This is a genomic window from Acidovorax sp. JHL-9, assembly GCF_000426205.1.
GTDB classification, from domain to species: Bacteria; Pseudomonadota; Gammaproteobacteria; order Burkholderiales; family Burkholderiaceae_C; genus Acidovorax; species Acidovorax soli.
Genome location: NZ_AUEX01000008.1, coordinates 112,739 through 132,251 on the forward strand (window position 1 = coordinate 112,739; position 19,513 = coordinate 132,251).

The 19,513-nt window shown below is 60.9% G+C and carries 14 protein-coding genes and 2 pseudogenes; 11 read left to right on the top strand and 5 right to left on the bottom strand.

What is annotated here, in order from left to right; translation table 11 throughout:
• The first annotated feature begins 171 nt into the window (after positions 1-171).
• Positions 172-2,154, top strand: coding sequence for a relaxase/mobilization nuclease and DUF3363 domain-containing protein (locus K225_RS0106935; protein ID WP_026435739.1), 1,983 nt, complete (start codon positions 172-174; stop codon positions 2,152-2,154).
• Positions 2,155-2,222: 68 nt separating this feature from the next.
• Here the strand turns inward: K225_RS0106935 and K225_RS0106940 are convergent, their stop codons facing one another.
• The 3 genes from K225_RS0106940 to K225_RS0106955 form a co-directional block, all read right to left on the bottom strand.
• Positions 2,223-2,570 carry a DUF4148 domain-containing protein gene (locus K225_RS0106940; protein ID WP_026435740.1) on the bottom strand — a complete coding sequence of 116 codons (348 nt, stop codon included), beginning with the start codon at positions 2,568-2,570 and terminating at the stop codon, positions 2,223-2,225.
• 348 nt (positions 2,571-2,918) lie between these two features.
• Complete coding sequence (locus K225_RS0106950; protein ID WP_026435741.1) at positions 2,919-4,253, bottom strand: heavy metal sensor histidine kinase; 1,335 nt, start codon at positions 4,251-4,253, stop codon at positions 2,919-2,921.
• Positions 4,250-4,936 carry a heavy metal response regulator transcription factor gene (locus tag K225_RS0106955; RefSeq protein WP_026435742.1) on the bottom strand — a complete coding sequence of 229 codons (687 nt, stop codon included), beginning with the start codon at positions 4,934-4,936 and terminating at the stop codon, positions 4,250-4,252. Before K225_RS0106955 ends, K225_RS0106950 begins: the two co-directional genes overlap by 4 nt.
• A 157-nt stretch (positions 4,937-5,093) precedes the next feature.
• Here K225_RS0106955 and K225_RS0106960 point away from each other — a divergent pair, with 157 nt between their 5' ends.
• From K225_RS0106960 to K225_RS20485, 7 genes and pseudogenes are all read left to right on the top strand, one after another.
• The gene (locus tag K225_RS0106960) at positions 5,094-5,432 is read left to right on the top strand and encodes a DUF4148 domain-containing protein (protein ID WP_026435743.1); all 339 of its coding nucleotides are present in this window, start codon (positions 5,094-5,096) and stop codon (positions 5,430-5,432) included.
• A gap of 79 nt (positions 5,433-5,511) precedes the next feature.
• On the top strand, positions 5,512-5,871 hold the full coding sequence (czcI, locus tag K225_RS22365) for a cation efflux protein, CzcI family (RefSeq protein WP_026435744.1): 360 nt from the start codon (positions 5,512-5,514) through the stop codon (positions 5,869-5,871).
• Positions 5,872-6,028: 157 nt separating this feature from the next.
• Positions 6,029-7,384: a TolC family protein gene (locus K225_RS0106970; RefSeq protein ID WP_026435745.1), complete on the top strand. Its 1,356-nt coding sequence runs from the start codon at positions 6,029-6,031 to the stop codon at positions 7,382-7,384.
• Between the two features lie 2 nt (positions 7,385-7,386).
• Positions 7,387-8,997, top strand: a complete 1,611-nt coding sequence (locus K225_RS0106975; RefSeq protein ID WP_026435746.1) for an efflux RND transporter periplasmic adaptor subunit — start codon at positions 7,387-7,389, stop codon at positions 8,995-8,997.
• A 15-nt stretch (positions 8,998-9,012) separates the two neighbouring features.
• Positions 9,013-12,189, top strand: coding sequence for a CusA/CzcA family heavy metal efflux RND transporter (locus tag K225_RS0106980; RefSeq protein WP_026435747.1), 3,177 nt, complete (start codon positions 9,013-9,015; stop codon positions 12,187-12,189).
• A 65-nt stretch (positions 12,190-12,254) separates the two neighbouring features.
• Positions 12,255-12,635, top strand: a complete 381-nt coding sequence (locus K225_RS0106985; protein WP_026435748.1) for a hypothetical protein — start codon at positions 12,255-12,257, stop codon at positions 12,633-12,635.
• A 173-nt stretch (positions 12,636-12,808) separates the two neighbouring features.
• Positions 12,809-13,852 (top strand): annotated as a pseudogene (locus tag K225_RS20485) (IS256 family transposase); the annotation flags it as partial.
• A 10-nt stretch (positions 13,853-13,862) separates the two neighbouring features.
• Here the strand turns inward: K225_RS20485 and K225_RS21615 are convergent.
• Positions 13,863-15,071, bottom strand: coding sequence for an IS110 family transposase (locus K225_RS21615; RefSeq protein ID WP_369794841.1), 1,209 nt, complete (start codon positions 15,069-15,071; stop codon positions 13,863-13,865).
• Between the two features lie 261 nt (positions 15,072-15,332).
• Between K225_RS21615 and K225_RS0107000 the strand changes: the two are divergent.
• Positions 15,333-15,539 (top strand): annotated as a pseudogene (locus K225_RS0107000) (transposase); the annotation flags it as partial.
• Positions 15,540-15,587: 48 nt separating this feature from the next.
• Here the strand turns inward: K225_RS0107000 and cadR are convergent.
• Positions 15,588-16,034 carry a Cd(II)/Pb(II)-responsive transcriptional regulator gene (gene cadR / locus K225_RS0107005; protein WP_026435751.1) on the bottom strand — a complete coding sequence of 149 codons (447 nt, stop codon included), beginning with the start codon at positions 16,032-16,034 and terminating at the stop codon, positions 15,588-15,590.
• Positions 16,035-16,263: 229 nt separating this feature from the next.
• On the opposite strand from cadR, the gene K225_RS0107010 reads away from it, so the two are divergent.
• Positions 16,264-18,357 carry a cation-translocating P-type ATPase gene (locus K225_RS0107010; RefSeq protein ID WP_034711971.1) on the top strand — a complete coding sequence of 698 codons (2,094 nt, stop codon included), beginning with the start codon at positions 16,264-16,266 and terminating at the stop codon, positions 18,355-18,357.
• Positions 18,354-19,433, top strand: a complete 1,080-nt coding sequence (gene lspA, locus K225_RS0107015) for a signal peptidase II (RefSeq protein WP_026435753.1) — start codon at positions 18,354-18,356, stop codon at positions 19,431-19,433. The genes K225_RS0107010 and lspA overlap by 4 nt, the downstream gene beginning before the upstream one ends.
• Positions 19,434-19,513 lie beyond the last annotated feature (80 nt).

Sequence of the window (19,513 nt, forward strand, 5' to 3'; positions counted from 1 at the left end):
GACAAAAGGGGGCGGCACCCAGCCGCCCGCAAAGCCAGTCTGCACGTGGGGGTGGCGCGGCACACAGCGGCTTCGCCGCCGTGCCGCGTGGGGCGCGAGGCCCGCGCCAATGCAGGCATGTCCGCGTACTTCGCACGACCGGACACGCCACGACTTCCCAGGGAGACAGCGATGAGCAACCGCCGCGACGACGATTTCCGCATCCGTCCAAACCCTCCGAAGGCCCCGAAGAACCGCGGCCAGAGCTTTGTCTCCAAGGTGCTCAAGCAGGTTGGCAAAACCAGCGGCGGCAAGTCCTCGGTGCGCCGCCCGGCGTCGGCTGGCGGCACCGGAAAGCGCCCCGGCTCGCGCCTGGGGCGTGGGCATACGGCGGCGCGCTTCGCCGGTGCGAAACTCACGCAGCTGTCCCGGCGCGTCACCATCAAGACGCTGCTGGTCAACCAGCGCCAGGCCAGCCCGCAATCGCTTGCCAAGCACCTGCGCTACATCGAGCGCGATGGCGCGGGCCGCGATGGTGAGCCGGGCCGCACCTATGGGCCGCAGACGGACGAAGCCGATCTGGATGCGTTCAAGGAACGCAGCCAGGATGACCGGCACCACTTCCGCTTCATCATTTCACCCGAGGATGGCGCTGAACTGGACGATCTTCGGACGTACACGCGCCACCTGATGGGCCGCATGGAGGCCGACCTGGGCACGCGGCTGGAATGGGTGGCAGTCAATCACTGGAACACCGACAACCCGCACACCCACCTGATCGTGCGGGGGCGCGACGACACCGGCAAAGACCTCATCATCGCGGGCGACTACATCGCCGATGGCTTCCGCCATCGGGCCGCCGAACTGGCGACCGAATGGCTGGGGCCGCGCACCGAACTGGAGATCCAGCAGAGCCTGCAGCGCGAGGTGGAGCAGGAGCGCTGGACGAGCCTGGATCGCACACTGAAACGTGAGACTGGCGACGATGGCCGGGTGCAGATCGAACGTTTCAACGAACCCAAATTGCGACGCCAGCGCCTGCTGCTGATCGGCCGCCTGCAACACTTGCAGCGGCTGGGCCTGGCCGACGAGACGCAGCCTGGCACCTGGGTCATCCATGCCGACGCCGAGAAGACCTTGCGCGCCCTGGGCGAGCGCGGCGACATCATCCGCACCATGCAGCGGGCGATGAGCGGGCAGCCGCGCGAACTGGCGGTGTTCGAGCCCGGCGACGATGGGCGCAGCATCATTGGCCGCGTGACCGCCAAGGGGTTGGCCGACGAGTTGCGCGACCGGGGCTATCTGGTCATCGACGGCACGGACGGCAAGGCCCACTATGTCGCGCTCAATGCCCGCGACGAACCCGCAAACTATCCGACCGGCGCGCTGGTGGAGGTGCGCGGTTCCGCCGAAGTACGGACCGCTGACCGCAATATCGCCGCGCTGACCAGCGATGGCCTGTACCGCACCGACTATCACCTGGCCGTGGCCCAGGGGCAGGTGCAGGCCGGCCGCGATCCGCAGGAAGTCGTTGCGGCCCACGTCCGCCGCCTCGAAGCGCTGCGCCGGGCCGGCATCGTGGAACGTGTGACCGAGGAGCTGTGGAAGGTGCCCGACGACCTGCCCGAACGTGGCCGCCAATACGATGCGCAACGCTTGGGCGGTGTGGCCGTGGAGCTGAAATCGCACCTACCCATTGAGCGGCAGGCCCGCGTGATTGGGGTCACCTGGCTGGATCAGCAGTTGATCGGCGGCGACAAGGGGCTGGGCGATTTGGGCTTTGGCAGCGAGGTCAAGGAGGCACTACAGAAGCGTGCCGACTTCCTGACCGAACAGGGGCTGGCCGAGCGGCGTGGCCAGCGCGTGGTCCTGGCGCGCAACCTGCTGAGCACGCTGCGCAACCGGGAACTGGCGCAAGCCGCCAAGGACATTGCCGCCGAAACCGGGCTGGAGCATCGGCCCCTGGTCGACGGCCAGCGCGTGGCTGGGATCTATCGGCGCTCCGTCATGCTCGTCAGTGGACGCTACGCCATGCTGGACGACGGCAAGGGCTTCAGTCTGGTGCCGTGGAAGCCAGTGATAGAGCAACGGCTGGGACAACAGCTTTCCGCCATCGTGCGCGGCGGCGGGATGTCATGGGAAATTGGACGGCGGCCTGGGCTGTCCCGAGGTTAGTCAGGCCGACGCCAGCGATCCCACAGAATGGATTCAACGTGCTCTGCTGGAGCCCCAATTGGGGGCTATCAACCCGGGTAGTAGAGACGCTGGCGCGCGTCGCGTTCGGCAGGTGACTCGTTCAGCATTTCGTTGATCACTTCTTGACGAGTTTTCCCTGGACCCACATTAGGCACAGGCATTGGGTAGTTGCTCTCGCCATAAGACAGGCGTCCTTGCTGCATGGCAGCCTTGGTTTCCGCGATAACCTGCTCTCGCGTCTTCTCGCTCTTCCAGTGTTCCGGGTGAACGATGATGCCCTTTTCATTGTTGGCAGGATGCTCGTATGCTGCCGAAGCCATCCCCGGTAGACCCAGAGTGACCACTGCGGCCACTGCTGCAATCATGGAAGAAAGGGAGAGGCGATGTTGAGTCATGGCTAAGGTCCTTATAGAAGTCAATAAAACTTGCATCTCCCATGCCTTTGCCAGGCGATGAGAAGATGTGTTCATCGTAGAAACCCCGACCCAACAGAACGAGGACAGCATGGTGACTTTTCTGTCATCTTTTGCGGACCTTGACCTTATCGCGGTGACAAGGTCCAACCATGAAGACATGGGCAAATATCCTGCATTGGAGTAAGTGCGATGGAGTCGCTTCGGCCAATTGCAGAAAAGCCAGTCGGAAAACACGAACTCATAAATCAGAAAATCGATCCAGGCCCCCCTAAGAAGCACAGTTCGGGCTCATGGATGCGTAAGTGGGATCACCGGCACCAGAGCCCGTTACAGAGCGCGGATTTCCATCCCGACAATCGTCACCCCGTTCTCTGACCATGCAACCGGCTCACCCTGGTGCATGCGAGCGATCGCGCCAACGATGGCCAAGCCGAGGCCATGGTTGCTTTGCCCATGGCTGCGAGCGGGATCGCCGCGGAAGAATCGATCAAACAGGTGCGGAAGTATCTCTGGATCGATGGTATCTCCGTAGTTAGCGACACTGATCAGCACGCGGTCCTCATCAGAGGGCTTGAAGGTGATCTGGACGATTGAGTCATTTTTTGCGTATCGGGTGGCGTTGCCTAGCAGGTTTGACAGGGCCCGGCGCAACAGCGGCGCGTCAAAGGCGCCATGGGCATCGCCCACCACTTTGGCGGTGAGACTGGCCTCGGCCAGCGCCGCCTCGTGGTAGTCCAGCACGTCTGCAGCCACCGCTGCAAGGCTCGCTACGGGAGCGCGGCGTGCGCCCACGCCCCGATCCGCCTGGGATAGGAACAGCATGTCGTTGACGATGCCGGTCAGGCGATGCAGTTCCTCCAGGTTGGAGGCGAGGACCTCCCGCATGTCCGTCTGTTCAGGGCGCCTTAGCGCCAGTTCATTGTTGGCAATGAGCGTGGCCAGTGGCGTGCACAACTCGTGCGCTACATCTGCATTGAAGCCCTCCATCTGTGAGTAGGCCTTCTCGATGCGTGCCAGGAGTGCATTGAACTGGTCAATCAGCGGCACAAGCTCAAGAGGTTGCTCACCCCCATCGAGCCGGTGATGCAGGTTGCCGGCCGACAGTGCGCGCGTTTGGCTGGCCAGCCTTCGCACGGGCGCAAGCCCGAGGTTGACCAGAGAGAAGCCGCCCAGCGAAACTACGACGGCTCCCCCGATAGCCGCCACCAGCAGGGTGACTGCGAGCCGGTGAAGCAACTGATTGTCGGTTTGGATGTCCAGCGACAGCCGGACGCGCAAACTCTTCGAGGCCGAGCCCGCGACCTGCTCCACCTCGAACTGCCGTTGGCGCCATACCGTCTTCGCATTCTGGTTGCGCGCGTGCGCGTAGAGCACGACCCCATCGGCCTGGGTCACTTCAAGCGATAGATCGCCATGCCCCACCAGGAAATCGTCGAGCTTGTGAGCGAGGTCTTCAGAATTCCTGTGCTCTTTACCATCCGCCAGCAGATGCCGAATGACGTTTTCCTTTTGCGCCAACGTTTCCTCTTGCCGATCGCGAAAGTTGAACTCGGTCACCAGATACACGGCCAGGCAGACCAGGCACAAGCCTGCAAAGCTTTGCAACGCCAACCACCACGACAGCCTCTGGCGCAGTGAGCGATGTTGGATCAGTGCCTTCATTCGTTGCGCTCTTCCATGATGTAACCCATACCCCGAACTGTGTGAAGCAGTACCTTCTCGAAGGGCGCGTCAATCTTGTTGCGCAAGCGCCGGATGGCGACCTCTACCACGTTGGTGTTGCTGTCGAAATTCATGTCCCACACCTGCTCGGCAATTTCAGTGCGAGACAGCACCTCGCCGTTCCTTCGCAGGAACAGCGTCAGAAGCAGGAACTCCTTGGCGGTCAGCTCCAACTTCTGACCGCTACGGAACGCCTTGCGCCGCACCAAGTCCACTTCGAGATCGGCAAGGCGCAGTTGCGTGGGTTCTGCCGCATCCCGTGCGCCATGGGTGCGCCTCAGGAGCACCTGGATGCGTGCGTTCAGTTCGGAAAACGCGAAGGGCTTGACCAGATAGTCGTCAGCACCTGTCTGCAGTCCCAGCACCCGGTCCTCGACGCTCACCCTCGCTGTCAACATCAAAACGGGTGTCTGCCGGGATTTGCGAAAAGCGGTAAGGAGGCTGAAACCGTCGATCCCTGGGAGCATTGCGTCCAGCACCAGCAGGTCGTGCCCGCCTTCGAGGGCTATGTGTAGGCCATCCACGCCGTTGTGGGCCACGTCCACCACGTAGCCGACCTCGCCGAGACCCTTGCGCAGGTACTCGGCAAGCTTGACTTCGTCTTCAATGAGCAAGATTTTCATGACGCCATTCTCGAAGCATGCGGGGCATTCGAATATTACGAATTTGTCATCTGACTGTTGGCTCCTTGTCGCTGGCCGTTTTCTAAAGTTCACCCCGTGTCGCAAGGCATAGCTCAGGCAAGCCGCCAAGGGCTCCCCTGAACCCTGAGACAAAACCATGATTGTTCGCAAACCCCTCACGCTTTCCCTGATCGCCCTTGCCATCGCGGCTCCAAGCCTGGCATCTGCATCCTCGCTGTATCACCCCGCAGATGGCGAAGTGGGATTTACCACCCATCCCGACCATTTCCAGAGCACGATGTCCCGTGCTGACGTGCTTCAGGCGGTGGCCGTCGCCCGTAAGGACGGCACGCTGGCGATCCTCGCGCGCGGCGGTGCTCTGCCTGTCAAGGCAACGGGCCCCTCCAAGACCCGTGAGCAGGTGCAACAGGAATACCTGAACATGTCTGCCGCTGAAAAACAGCGTATCCAGGAACTGTACGGATCGGGTGGCTGATTCTTCAATGCATAGCCTCTATCCAGAGTCCATCCGTACCCCACACGAAGACTTCATGGTCGCGTGCTAGACTCAAATAATGCGCCGCTTGATAGCTGTTTTTATGCTTGCATTGCTACCATTCCAGTTCAGCTGGTCTGCGGTTGCTACCTATTGCATGCATGAACGCGCTACGGCTCAGACACAACACGTGGGGCATCATGAGCACAAGCATGAGGCCAAGAGCGTGATCGATCAAGCAGATAAGAATGGGCAAAGCGCCGACCAGTTTGATGTCGATTGCTGGGTTTGCCATGGCGCCGGCATCGGCGCCCTCAACTTTTCCTATGCCAAGCAAGGCGCCTCTCACGACAGTAGTGTGGGTGCCCAGCCGAACGAGCGGTTGGCTGCTGTAACGCCCACTCCCCCTGACCGCCCTCAGTGGTCCGTCCTCGCCTAATCGGCGGGGCATCTCTCCTTCCTTCAGTCATTCGTGTCCGCCCCACCGGCGGATGTAGTTGCGCGTGTCGCGGCTGTGATGAGTGACGAGTTGCCAGGCAGCTGCACGGTTGCCACTCCGCCGATTCCTTCGTGTTTTGAAATCACTGGAGAATCGGATGTTCAAGGGTATTTACCTTCAAAGAAAGCCGGACGCATGGCGCGGCCACAAGAAAGTCAGGCTCGCAGCTAGCGCGGCGGCCATATTGCTGGCCGCTTCCAGTAGCGCCTTTTCGCAGGGCGTGTCACAACGGCCCGTCGGTGGCGAGGAAGCACTTCAGACTGCCGTAACAGCATCCGCTACGCCACTGTCGCTAACCAAGGCAATCGAATTGGCTTTGGAGGGAAATCCCGAGGTGGCAGCGGCTACGCGCCAGTTGGAGGCAACCGAGGGGCAAGTTCTGCAAGGGCGCGCACGCCCCAATCCAGAGCTCGCCTACTCGCTGGAAGACGCGCGCTCCAAAACGCGCACGCAAAGTTGGCAGCTCAACCTTCCGGTGGAATTGGGAGGAAAGCGTGCCGCGCGCACCAAGGCAGCCGAAAAATCGCGCGAGCAGGCGCAAGCCCAGCTCAACGAGCTGAAGGCAACCTTGCGAGCCAACGTGGCTGCCGCCTATTTCGACGTGCTGACTGCGCAAGAACGCCTGGTGCTCGCCAAGGACAGCGTGGCGCTGGCCAAGTCTTCAACCGACACTGTCGCCAAGCGGGTGGCCGCCGGCAAAGTGTCACCTGTCGAAGAGTCCAAGGCCCGGGTTGAGGAAGCGGGCATTCGCGTCGAGCTCGCCCAGGCCGCGAGCGAACAACGCAAGGCCCTATCTCGTCTGTTCGCGCTATTGGGAAGGATCGAAGCGCCTTTCACGCTCCTGGGGGGCAAGGCCGAGAACCTCCCCCCTGTCCCGAAACTCGCCGATCTTCAGTCCCTTATTTCTTCTTCGCCAGCGATTGTCCTGGCAAGGATCGAGGTGGATCGGCGCAAGGCCTTGACCGACCTGGAACAAAGCAAGCGAGTGCCGGATGTCACCGTCAGCGTTGGCATGCAGCGCAGTAACGAGACACAACGAAATGTCCTTCTTTTCGGTGTCTCTGTGCCTCTGCCCGTGTTTGACCGCAACCAAGGCAATCTCCTCGAAGCACTGAAGCTGGAGGACAAGGCCCGAGACGAGTTGCAGGGGGCCACCGTGCGCCTGCACAGCGAAGTGGCGCAGGCCTGGGAGCGACTTACGACAATCGCAGCGGAGATCCAGTCTCTGCAGCAGGACGTGCTTCCGGGGGCGAAGTCCGCTTATGACGCAGCCACCATTGGCTTTGAGAACGGCAAGTTCAATTTCCTGGAGGTGCTCGATGCGCAGCGCACCTACTTCACCGCCAAATCCCAATATCTCAAAGCACTTGGCGAGGCACATCGTGCAGCAGCCGATGTTGATCGCCTGCTCGGCGGCCCCCACGCCCCCCGCCTGACCGCACCGCAGAACTGAGAATGACCATGAACACCATCAAATCCACCATCAGCAAAAAGCACTTGATCGCCATTGCCGTCGTCCTGGCATTGGGAGTCGGGGCAGGAGCCTTCATCTTGCAGGGCGGAGGCAAGCCGAAAGCGGCGGCCGCCGAGGGCGATGGCCACGGTCACGGAGGCCACACCGAGGCCAAGGGGCATGGTGACGGAGAGCACCATGGCCAAGGCGGTGAAAAGGGCCACGACGATGACAAGGGCCATGCTGACGGCGAACACCACGAAAAGAGCGAAGCCAAGGGCGCCCACGGCGGCACCGTCTTCAAAGAGGGGGATTTCAGCTTGGAGGCACTGCTTTCAGAGGACGGCGGCGAGCCTAGGCTGCGGATCTGGCTGTTCGACAAAGACAAGGCGCTAACCCTGAACGCGGCAACGGTCACGGCAACAGTGACCCGCCCGACGGACGAAAAGCAAAAGCTGACATTTGCTGCGGAAAAAGACAACCTGGTCAGTCGCGAGATCGTTGCCGAACCCCATGCGTTCGACATCGAGATCATTGCGCAGACTACCACCGAGCCCTTCATGTTCGTGATGAGCAAGGAAGAAGGAAAGATCGAACTGACCGATGCCCAGATAAAGGCGGCATCGATCAGTGTGGACACCGCGTCGGCAGCCAACATCAAGACGGCACTGCTTTTGCCCGGCGAGATCCGGCTGAACGAAGACCGCACTTCGCACGTTGTCCCCCGTCTTGCGGGAGTGGTGGAAAGTGTCAGCGCCAACCTTGGCCAAGTCGTCAAGAAAGGGCAGGTGCTGGCCGCCATTGCAAGCCCGACCGCCTCAGAGCAGCGCAGCGAGTTGCAGACCGCTCAAAAGCGATTGGCGCTGGCCAAGACCACTTACGAGCGGGAGAAGAAGCTGTGGGAGCAGAAGGTCTCGGCTGAGCAGGACTATCTGCAGGCCAAGCAGGCCTTGAGCGAAGCGGAGGTGGCTGTGGCTAACGCCAATCAGAAACTGAGTGCACTGGGCCTGTCCACCTCGTCGATGTCCGGTTTGAATCGCATCGAACTGCGGGCACCTTTCAACGGCATCGTCATCGAGAAGCACCTGAGTCTCGGCGAAGCCGTGAAGGAAGATGCAGCCGTGTTCACCATCTCGGACCTCACCCAGGTCTGGGCGGAGATCAACGTTCCGGCAAAAGACCTGCCGTCGGTGCGGGTGGGCGAGAAGGTCACCATCAAGGCCACGGCGTTTGACGCCTCCGCCACTGGCACCGTCGCATTTGTGGGGGCGCTGATCGGCGAGCAAACCCGCACAGCAAAAGCCCGCGTGGTTCTTGAAAATCCCAAGGGCGCTTGGCGACCCGGCCTGTTCGTGAACGTTGAAGTTGTGTCCGAAGAAACGGCGGCGCCCGTGACGATCTCGGCTGACGCCGTGCAGAACGTTGGAGACAAGCCCGTTGTCTTCCTCAAGGTCAACGGCGGCTTCATTACCCAGCCAGTGAAACTTGGTCGCAGCGACGGCAAGCGGGTCGAGGTCCTTCAGGGCCTCAAGGCCGGCATGCCCTACGCCTCATCGGGGAGCTTCGTCGTGAAATCCGAGCTCGGCAAGGGATCTGCCGAACACACGCACTGATCACGGAGCCCATACATGTTTGAAAAACTCATTCGATTTTCAATCGAACAACGATGGTTGGTGCTACTTGCGGCCCTTGCCATGGCTGCGCTCGGCGTTTTCAGCTATCAAAAGCTGCCCATCGACGCTGTCCCTGACATCACGAACGTACAGGTTCAGATCAACACGCAGGCACCGGGTTACTCGCCGCTGGAGACGGAGCAGCGGGTCACCTACCCTATCGAGACGGTCATGGCCGGCTTGCCGAACCTGGAACAAACCAGGTCGCTTTCACGGTATGGACTGTCGCAGGTAACCGTCATTTTCAAGGACGGTACCGACATCTATTTCGCACGCCAGCTTGTGAACGAGCGTATCCAGGAGGCTCGGGACAAATTGCCTGCAGGCATCACACCGGCCCTGGGGCCCATCTCGACCGGGCTGGGAGAAATCTATCTCTGGACAGTAGAAACAAAAGACGGCGCGAAGAAACCTGATGGGAGTCCCTACACCGCTACGGACCTGCGAGAGATCCAGGATTGGATCATCAAGCCGCAACTGCGAAATGTTCCTGGCGTGACGGAAATCAACTCCATTGGTGGCTTCGCCAAGGAGTATCAGATAGCGCCAATCCCCGAGCGCCTGGCTTCACTAGGCGTGACGCTGCAGGATGTGGTCACCGCTCTGGACCGCAACAACGGAAACGTGGGCGCGGGCTACATCGAAAAGCGCGGTGAACAGTACCTCATTCGAGCACCAGGACAGGTGAAGTCCTTGGAAGACATTGGCGACGTGATCCTTAGTAGTGCCAACGGCGTGCCCGTGCGCATCCGGGACGTGGCTGAAGTGGGTATTGGCCGGGAGCTGCGAACGGGCGCCGCAACGGACAACGGGCGAGAAGTGGTTCTCGGTACCGTGTTCATGCTGATCGGCGAAAACAGCCGGACCGTCTCGCAGGCCGTGAGCAAGAAGATGGTCGAGGTCAACAAGAGCCTTCCCGAAGGAGTCCACGCGGTGACGGTCTACGACCGTACCGTGCTCGTCGACAAGGCCATCAGTACGGTGAAGAAGAACCTGTTAGAAGGTGCCGTTCTCGTGATCGTGATCCTGTTCCTTTTTCTGGGGAACATCCGTGCAGCGATCATCACGGCAATGGTCATCCCCTTGTCGATGCTCTTCACGTTCACAGGCATGGTCCAGTACAAGGTGAGCGCCAACCTGATGAGCCTAGGAGCCCTGGACTTCGGCATCATCATTGACGGTGCTGTCGTGATCGTGGAGAACTGCGTGCGGCGTCTGGCCCATGCGCAGGCGCATCACGGCCGACCGCTGACGCGAGCAGAGCGCTTCCATGAAGTGTTCCTGGCATCCCAGGAGTCGCGCCGTCCCTTGCTGTTCGGACAGCTGATCATCATGGTGGTGTATCTGCCCATCTTCGCGCTCACGGGCGTTGAGGGAAAGATGTTTCACCCGATGGCATTCACCGTTGTCGCCGCCCTGGTGGGCGCGATGATTTTGTCCGTGACGTTCATCCCTGCAGCCGTAGCGCTCTTCATCGGCAATCGGGTTAGCGAAAAGGAGAATTTTCTCCTGGGCCATGCCAAGCGCCTCTATGCGCCCATGCTCGATCGCGTAATGTCCGCCAAAGCGCTCGTTCTCACCATCGCCGCCGTCGCGGTGATCTTGTGTGGAGTGATCGCGACCCGCATGGGCAGCGAGTTTGTTCCCAATCTCAATGAAGGTGACTTTGCAATTCAGGCACTGCGCATTCCGGGCACCAGCCTATCCCAGTCGGTTGCAATGCAGCAGCAGATCGAAAGCACCTTGAAAGCGAAGTTCCCCGAGATCGAACGAATCTTCGCCAGGACCGGAACTGCGGAGATTGCCTCGGACCCCATGCCGCCGAACATCTCAGACGGGTACATCATGCTCAAGCCGATGGACGAATGGCCGGAGCCTCGCAAGACCAGGGACGAACTGCTCGCGGCGATCCAGGAGATCCTTGGGAAAATTCCCGGCAACAACTATGAGTTTTCTCAACCCATTCAGCTGCGCTTCAACGAGCTGATCTCGGGTGTGCGCAGTGACGTGGCAGTAAAAATCTTCGGTGACGACATGGAAGTGTTGAACAAGTCTGCTGAAGAAGTGTCTGCAATGCTGCAGAAGATCCAGGGCTCATCCGAGGTGAAGGTCGAGCAGACGACGGGCCTGCCGATGCTCACTGTGAACATAGACCGGCAGAAGGCCGCGCGCTATGGATTGAACGTTGCTGACATCCAGGACACCGTGGCTACTGCCATTGGCGGGCGCGAGGCCGGCACCATGTTCGAGGGAGACCGTCGATTCGACATTCTTGTTCGCCTCCCTGAGGCCCTGCGCAATGACCTGGAAGGCATGAAGCGGCTGCCCATACCGCTGCCGCGTTCTGCGGAAGCCAGGACGAATTTCATCCCACTGGGTGAAGTCGCCACATTCGAACTTGCGCCCGGCCCCAACCAGGTCAGCCGCGAGAACGGCAAGCGACGTATCGTGGTGAGCACCAACGTGCGGGGACGCGATGTGGGTTCCTTTGTAGCGGAGGCCGAGCAAGGCTTGGCTCAGATCAAGATTCCTACGGGCTACTGGACGAGCTGGGGCGGAACCTTTGAGAACCTGCAATCGGCCACTAAGCGCCTGCAGATCGTTGTGCCAGTGTCCCTGCTGCTGGTCTTTGTACTGCTGTTCGCGATGTTCGGAAACGCCAAGGACGGATTGCTGGTCTTCACCGGCATCCCATTCGCTTTGACGGGGGGCATCCTGGCGCTTTGGCTTCGCGACATTCCGATGTCCATCTCAGCTGCCGTTGGGTTCATCGCGCTTTCAGGGGTCGCCGTGCTCAACGGGCTGGTGATGATTTCCTACATTCGCAGCTTGAGGGAAGAAGGTGTTGGGCTTGACGATGCAATCCGCGAAGGCGCTCTGACACGATTGCGCCCCGTTCTCATGACGGCGCTCGTGGCCTCCCTGGGCTTCATTCCCATGGCAATCGCTACTGGCACCGGCGCTGAAGTCCAGCGTCCTTTGGCAACCGTCGTGATCGGTGGAATTCTTTCTTCCACACTGCTCACGTTGCTCGTTCTGCCGATTCTTTACCGTCTGGCCCACAGGCCCGATGAGGAAGAGGAGGATGTTTCGGCCGAACCTTCTCACCCGGTCGCTTCCACTCCCGTGTAGCTGTAGAAGGTCCCGCTGATCGCGGGACCTTTCCTTCCCTGAAACCTCTTTCCAAAGGTAATCCCATGAAACTCTCCCAACTCATTCTCACCCTGGCGGTGTCGATCTCGGGCATGGCCTTCGCGGCTGACAATCATGGTCACGATGCAAAGCCCATGCACGGAGGCGCTGTTGCTGAAGCAAAGGATGTCGAATACGAATTTGTCGCCACAGCGGACAAGTTGCAGCTCTATATGCGCGACCACGGCAAGCCCGTTGCCGTCGCGGGGATGACCGCAAAGGTCACGCTTTTGTCTGGTAGCGACAAGCAGGACATCCAACTTCAGGCTGGTGACGGCAAACTGGAAAGCTCGGGCAGTTTCAAAGTCCCAGCGGGTACCAAAGCTGTTATCGCAGTCTCAAAGGCGGGTAACTCCGTTGCGTCTGTCCGCTTCATCCTGAAGTAGCGCAAAGGAGGCCCGGACTCGCTGCTGCGGGGTGGGCAACGAGCAGGCGTGAGCCGGAACTCCCCAAAATGCTCCGCTCGAGACGCGCCCATGGAGCTCACCTCGAGGGTGTGCAAAATTTTGTGTAAACGGACAATCCACTGCCGGCGCAAGCCGGCCTGTCCGTAAGCACCATGAGCACCAAGAAACACGACGTACCCAAAGAACTGCTGTCTGGCCTGCTGGCCAACTACAAGAAGCCCGAAGACCTCATCGGCGAGAACGGCCTGCTCAAGCAGCTGACCAAGCTGCTGGTGGAGAAGGCGCTGGACGCCGAACTGACCGAGCACCTGGGCCACGACCGGCATGAAACGGTGGCCAACGAAGCTGGCAACACCCGCAACGGCAAGAGCAGGAAGACCCTCAAGGGCGATTTCGGCGAATTGCCCATCGAGGTGCCCCGCGACCGCCATGGCAGCTTCGAGCCCCAGCTCATCCCCAAGCACCAGACCCGCTGGAACGGCTTCGACGACAAAATCATCTCGCTGTACGCCCGCGGCATGACGGTGCGCGAGATTCAAAGCCACCTGCAGGAGATGTACGGCGCTGAAGTCTCGCCCAGCCTGATTTCATCGGCGACGGACGCTGTCAGCGAGGAGGTCAAGGCCTGGCAGTCCCGTCCGCTGGACGCCATCTACCCCATTGTTTACATGGACTGCATCCACGTGAAGGTGCGCGAAGGGGCGGTGCGGGTCAAGGCGGTGTACCTGGCCATCGGCATCACCATGGAAGGCAACAAGGAGGTGCTGGGCCTGTGGCTGGCCCAGACCGAGGGCGCCAAGTTCTGGCTGCAGGTCGTGACGGAACTGCGCAACCGGGGCGTGCAGGACATCTTCATTGCCTGCGTTGACGGGCTCAAGGGCTTCCCCGAAGCCATCGAGGCCGTGTTCCCCAAGGCGGTGGTGCAGCTGTGCATCGTGCACATGGTGCGCCACAGCCTGAACTACGTGTCGTGGAAACGCAGGAAAGAGGTGGCCGCTGACCTGCGCTGCATTTACGCCGCCGCCACCCTGGAGGAGGCCGAACTGATGCTCGGGGAGTTTGAAGAAAAATGGGACCAGGAGTACCTGCCCATTGGCCAGTCCTGGCGCAGGAACTGGGCTCGGCTGACCCCGTTCTTTGATTACCCGCCCGACATCCGCAAGGTCATCTACACCACGGATGAAATTGACAACCTTTTTGGAGAAGTCATCTTCCCAACGGGGTCAAAGGGGGTGGCGAAGACTTGTTTCTGGGTTGCCAGTTGGCGACGAAGCGCGTGTAGGCTTGCTCGGCGAGCTGCGCTGCAGCGTGTTCGCGTTCACGTATTTCCTTGCCGTTGTAGTCGGCCGCCGGGCCGCGATGCCCTTTCTTGACTGGCAGCCCGGCACGCAGCTCAAGTTCACGACGCTTCCTGGCTGCCAGCGCTGGACGGGTCCACGCAAAGTCCTCCTGCCCGGTGAGCACATGCCAGGCGATCACCGCCAGTTTGCGCGCTGTTGCGACAGCGTCGATTTGCTGGCCACGCCTGCCCCGGATTCGAAGGAAGAACGCGCGCAGCGGGCCAGGCGCGTTGGCGGCCGACCATGCGGCTTCCACCAGCATCGCGCGGGCGTGGGCGCGCCCGACCTTGCTGATGTGTCCGTGCTGGGCCGGCTGCAAGCCAGACTGGCGCACCCGCGGGTTGAGCCCGAAGTAGCTCACCAGCTTGGCGGCGCTTGCAAAGCGGCCGATGTCGCCAATCGCAGCCAGCAGGCCGATGGCCACAATACAGTTCACACCCGTGATGGTCAGCAGCCGTTTGACTTGCTCCTCTTGCAAAACGGATTTGCACAGCAGGTTCTCGATCGCTGCCAGGTCCTCCTGCAGCCGATCGAGTTCACGCAGGCGCTGCTCCACAGCCAGGCGTTCATCCATCGGAAGCGGCTGCTGGCCAAGCCAGGCGCGGCCTTTGTTGCCGAACAGGTCGGTTGCGGGACAATGGGGAATCAGGTGAGAAGCCAGCACGCCATGAATCTCATTCTTCAGCCGTGTCCGGTGCCTGACGATTTGCGAGCGGCGCGCCACCTGACGGCGCAGCGTCAGCGTTCGCTCGTCGGGCATCCACACCTGCGGCAAAAAGCCGCTGGCGTACAACTGCGCCAGGATCGCCGCGTCGATCTTGTCCGTCTTGACCCGGGCTTCTGCGATCAGCCGGACCTGCAGCGGATTGGCGATCACCACTTTGGCCACGTGCGGCTTCAGAGCCGTCACGATGGCAGCCGTATTGCCGGTGGCTTCAAGAACCACTTCGTCGCTGGCCCGCAAGCTCTGTGCGAAGCGCTCGAGCTCGGCGTGTTGCAGCACCACTCGCCCGCCAGGGCGCAGCAGGCCATTCTCCAGGTAGGCAATCTCGCCAAAGGTGCGCGAGACGTCCAGTCCAATCACTCTCATGGTCAACCTCCTTGCGTGGGTTGGAACACCTCACCATGGAAGCTGTGGGCAGCACGACAACTACGGATTCGCGCGCGCAGCGCAACCGGGCGGGTCGCAGGGGCGGCCAGCTACTAACTCGAGCTCTCGGCTCATCGTATAAAACGGCCTGCCCACGTTTCATGCTTCCCGGTGCCCCTGTCCCGGATGGGCTCACCATATGCTGGAATCGGCGGGGACGCTGGGGCGCCAAAGCGCATCATGCCGGTTACCAATGCCATCGAGTCGGTGAACATGGGGCTGAGGAAGCTGACCAAAAACCGAGGCTCATTCCCCAGCGATGAGGCGCTGACCAAGCTGTTCTACCTGGCCCTGCGCAACATCAGTCAGAAGTGGACCATGCCCATCCGCGATTGGAAGGCTGCGCTGACGCGCTTTACCATTCAGTTTGGAGACCGCTTCTCCGTTAATTGAAGTCCGAACCGTTTACACAAAATTCCGGACACGCCCCTCACCTCGTTTTTAGAGTCCACGCCCCCGTCCGAGCAACTCAGGCGCCCCCGACTGGCCAATTCGAGATTGCTGCGTCAACTCGTTGAGAATTCCACATTCACTGACAACGTGCCCCGCTTGGCAGCGTTGCTGAAGCGATCTGAGTTGGATTTCCAGCAGGTGCAACTCCTTGACGCGCGCGGCCACATGGCCAAGATGTGCGTCAATCAGAGCATTCACCGCAGAGCAGTTCTCGGTGGGGGCGTCCAGGAAACGCAGCAGCACCCGGATCTCGTCCAGCGTCATGTCCAAGGCACGGCAATGGCGAATGAACAAGAGACGATCCAGATGCGTCTGATCGTAGATGCGGTAGTTCCCCGCCGTGCGCTTCGGCTCCGCCAAGAGCCCTTCGCGCTCGTAGAAGCGGATCGTCTCGACCTGCGTACGCGCGACTTCCGACAACTGACCAATCTTCATGACAACTTCCGTGGGTGGGCCGAGAACAAGAATTTCATTGTAGGCACTTGACTCTGAAGCAGGTACAGGGTTTCAAATGCCCTCCATGAACACTATTGCCAAGCCCACATCTGAAATCGCATCGTGCGGCGGATCTGTCTGTTCACATTGCGCTAGCGATGTGACCATGGCTGCACCGGTTCCACCTGCGGCGCAAGCGGCTGGGATTACGACTTTTCGGATCGCGACCATGGACTGCGCCTCCGAGGAGGGTGAGATCCGCCGGGCCCTTGAGCCCTTGGCGGGCATCCGCCGCCTGAGCTTCCAACTTGGCGCCCGCACCCTGACTATCGACGCCAATCCGAAAGACTTGCCTCAAGCGCTGGAAGCGATCCGCAAGGCCGGTTTCGATCCCAAGCCTTTGACCCCGACGGCTGAGCACGGGGATGCAGGCGAAGGCGCTCATGACCACGATCATGGTTTCGAAGTGGGCATTGGGCGGATGGGCGCTGCGCTGGGGATGGCCATCGCAGCGGAAGCTGTGTCTTTCTTCGCGCCGGATCTACTGATCTGGAAACTGGCCGGCATGGCCGTCGCAGCTATCGCGATTTGGTTGGCTGGGCTGGATACTTACACCAAGGGTCTCAAGGCGTTGCGCCAGGGCCGGCTCAACATCAACGCGCTGATGACCGTGGCTGTCACCGGTGCTTTCGTGATCGGGCAATGGCCGGAAGCGGCAATGGTGATGGCGCTATACGCCATCGCGGAGCTGATTGAAGCGCGTGCGGTGGATCGGGCACGTAACGCCATCAAGGGCCTGATGGCGCTTGCACCGACTGAAGCCGAGGTGAAGCAGCCCGACGGCAGTTGGCAGGCCCAGGCCTCGAAGTCGATTGCGATCGACGCCACCGTACGCATCAAACCGGGCGAGCGGGTGCCCCTGGATGGCTTGGTGACATCAGGCAACAGTGCCGTGGACCAAGCCAGCGTCACTGGCGAGAGCATTCCCGTTGACAAGGCCGTGGGTGACCCGGTGTTCGCTGGCACCATCAACCAGACTGGTGCGTTGGAGATCCGCGTGACCGCCGCAGCGAACGACTCGACGCTGGCTCGCATCATCCACGCGGTGGAGCAGGCTCAAGGGATCCGTGCCCCAACGCAGCGCTTTGTCGACCGTTTCGCGGCAATCTATACGCCGGCCGTGTTCGGGATTGCGTTGGCCGTGGCGGTGCTGATGCCTTTGCTGGCCGATCTGACCTGGATGCAGGCGGCTTACAAGGCCCTGGTGCTGCTGGTCATTGCCTGCCCGTGCGCCTTGGTGATTTCGACGCCGGTCACGGTGGTCAGTGGGCTTGCCGCCGCCGTGCGCAAAGGCATCTTGATCAAGGGCGGCATCTATCTGGAGCAAGCCCGGCAGATCAAGGCCGTGGCGCTGGACAAGACCGGCACGATCACGCAAGGCAAGCCGCGTCTGGTGCACTGGGAAGCCCTGCCTTGGTCCGCCGGGGATCTCGACCCTGCGGTAGTCGGCGCAAGCTTGGCAGCACGCTCCGACCATCCGGTATCGAAAGCCATAGCGGAATCGCTGGCTGGCGAGCGGCTGGATGTGGAAGCCTTCGAGGCCTTGGTCGGCAAAGGCGTGCAAGGCAGCCTGCAAGGCCAGCGCTTCGTGCTGGGCAACCACCGCCTGATTCATGACCAGGGCCTGTGCAGCGCCGAACTCGAAGCCAAGTTGGCAGAGCATGAGGCTCTCGGTCGCACGATCACGCTGCTCGCCGCCGAAGACCGGGTGCTGGCATTGTTCGCCGTGGCGGATACCTTGAAGGACTCTTCAACCCAAGCGGTTGCTGAACTCAACGCGATGGGCGTCAAAACCGTCATGTTGACCGGCGACAACCCTGCCACGGCGCGTGCCATCGCAGCTCAGGCCGGTATTGCCGACGCCCGAGGCGACCTGCTGCCACAGGACAAACAAGCCGCCATCGGCGAATTGCAGCGCGCGCATGGCATGACCGCCATGGTGGGCGACGGCATCAACGACGCGCCGTCATTGGCGCAGGCCGACATCGGATTTGCGATGGGCGGCGCTGGCACCGACATCGCCATGGAGGCGGCCGATGTCATCATCATGAATGACGATCTGCGGCGTCTGGCGAGCACCATCCGTCTCTCGCGCAAGACCCATGCGGTGCTGTGGCAGAACATTGCGCTGGCCTTGGGCATCAAGGCAGTGTTCCTGGTGTTGGCCGTATTCGGCAGCGCGACGATGTGGATGGCGGTGTTTGCCGACATGGGGGCCAGTCTACTGGTGGTCGGCAACGGCTTGAGGCTCCTGCGCCGATGAGCTGGAAGTCCGTTCTCTATGATTGGGGTGGCTTGAATGGCGCCTTGTTTCAGTTCATCAACGAGGCCACGCCGCCGATTTTGATGCCACTGGCCTGGCTCTTCAGCAACGTCCTGGGCAACTACTGGACTGCGCCTTTGGTCCTGCTCACACTGTGGGCATGGTCAAGATCAACGGTGGTGACGGGGCGCGCCTTGGCGATTCGGCGGCAGCTTCTTCAATTCGTGATCAGCTTCGGCATCGCATTTGCGATCACCTCCATCTTGAAGCTCTGGCTCGATTTTCCGCGACCGGCGGCGGTATTTGGTCAGTTGGATCACGTGCTTGGCACGGTGGAGGCGCACTATAGCCTACCGAGCGGTCACTCCACCTACGCCGCACTTGTTGTCGGGGCGTTGTGGCCGCTGGCCGGTGTTCGCCAGCGAATGGTATTAGTTGCTTATGTCGTTCTGGTCGGCTGGTCGCGCATTGCAGCGGGCATGCACTTTCCGGCTGATGTGTTGGCCGGCTGGGGGATTGCCTCCGGTAGCCTGGTGTTTGCTGGCTCGCTGCTGACGATGCTGCCGGTTGCAGGGAGGTTGACGGTTCTTCGAGCGGCCGGCATCTGGTATGGCTTGGCTGCCGCAGTGCTACTCGGCGATCAATTCGCAAAGGCCGTCGTCTCGCTCCTTTACGGTTATGGCGACCAAGTCGCTGTAACCTCCTTCTTCAATCTCGTCCATTTCAGGAATAACGGTGCCGCTTTCAGCCTGCTGGCTGGTGCAGGCGACTGGGCGCGCTTCGGATTTGCCGCGCTAGCGCTGGGAGTCTCGCTCTGGCTGATCCGCCTGTTGCGTCAGGGCGTGTCGAAATGGGAAGGCGTTGGTTATTGCCTAATCTTAGGTGGGGCGCTGGGTAATGCAGTGGACCGACTGTTGCGAGGGGCTGTAGTCGACTTCCTGGATTTCCATTGGCAGGGAGCGCATTGGCCGGCTTTCAATTTGGCTGACGTTGCGATCGCATTTGGCGCGGCCTGCTTACTTGCTGCTGCGATGCATCAAGGCAAGGCTGTTGCGTCAGACTCTGGACATCAATGAGAGTTGGATTTTTCGGCGGAAATGGTTGTATCGGCGAAAAAAGGGATCGCGGCACGCATGTGTCTGTCTGAATTGATGCA

Bases quoted from the DNA above. Each gene is read 5' to 3' on its own strand.
- K225_RS0107010 (WP_034711971.1), top strand. From the start codon at position 16,264: ATGGACTGCGCCTCCGAGGAGGGTGAGATCCGCCGGGCCCTTGAGCCC.
- K225_RS0106985 (WP_026435748.1), top strand. From the start codon at position 12,255: ATGAAACTCTCCCAACTCATTCTCACCCTGGCGGTGTCGATCTCGGGC.
- czcI (WP_026435744.1), top strand. From the start codon at position 5,512: ATGCGCCGCTTGATAGCTGTTTTTATGCTTGCATTGCTACCATTCCAG.
- K225_RS0106940 (WP_026435740.1), bottom strand. From the start codon at position 2,570: ATGACTCAACATCGCCTCTCCCTTTCTTCCATGATTGCAGCAGTGGCC.
- K225_RS0106935 (WP_026435739.1), top strand. From the start codon at position 172: ATGAGCAACCGCCGCGACGACGATTTCCGCATCCGTCCAAACCCTCCG.
- K225_RS0106960 (WP_026435743.1), top strand. From the start codon at position 5,094: ATGATTGTTCGCAAACCCCTCACGCTTTCCCTGATCGCCCTTGCCATC.
- K225_RS0106970 (WP_026435745.1), top strand. From the start codon at position 6,029: ATGTTCAAGGGTATTTACCTTCAAAGAAAGCCGGACGCATGGCGCGGC.
- K225_RS0106950 (WP_026435741.1), bottom strand. From the start codon at position 4,253: ATGAAGGCACTGATCCAACATCGCTCACTGCGCCAGAGGCTGTCGTGG.
- lspA (WP_026435753.1), top strand. From the start codon at position 18,354: ATGAGCTGGAAGTCCGTTCTCTATGATTGGGGTGGCTTGAATGGCGCC.
- cadR (WP_026435751.1), bottom strand. From the start codon at position 16,034: ATGAAGATTGGTCAGTTGTCGGAAGTCGCGCGTACGCAGGTCGAGACG.
- K225_RS0106975 (WP_026435746.1), top strand. From the start codon at position 7,387: ATGACCATGAACACCATCAAATCCACCATCAGCAAAAAGCACTTGATC.
- K225_RS0106980 (WP_026435747.1), top strand. From the start codon at position 9,013: ATGTTTGAAAAACTCATTCGATTTTCAATCGAACAACGATGGTTGGTG.
- K225_RS0106955 (WP_026435742.1), bottom strand. From the start codon at position 4,936: ATGAAAATCTTGCTCATTGAAGACGAAGTCAAGCTTGCCGAGTACCTG.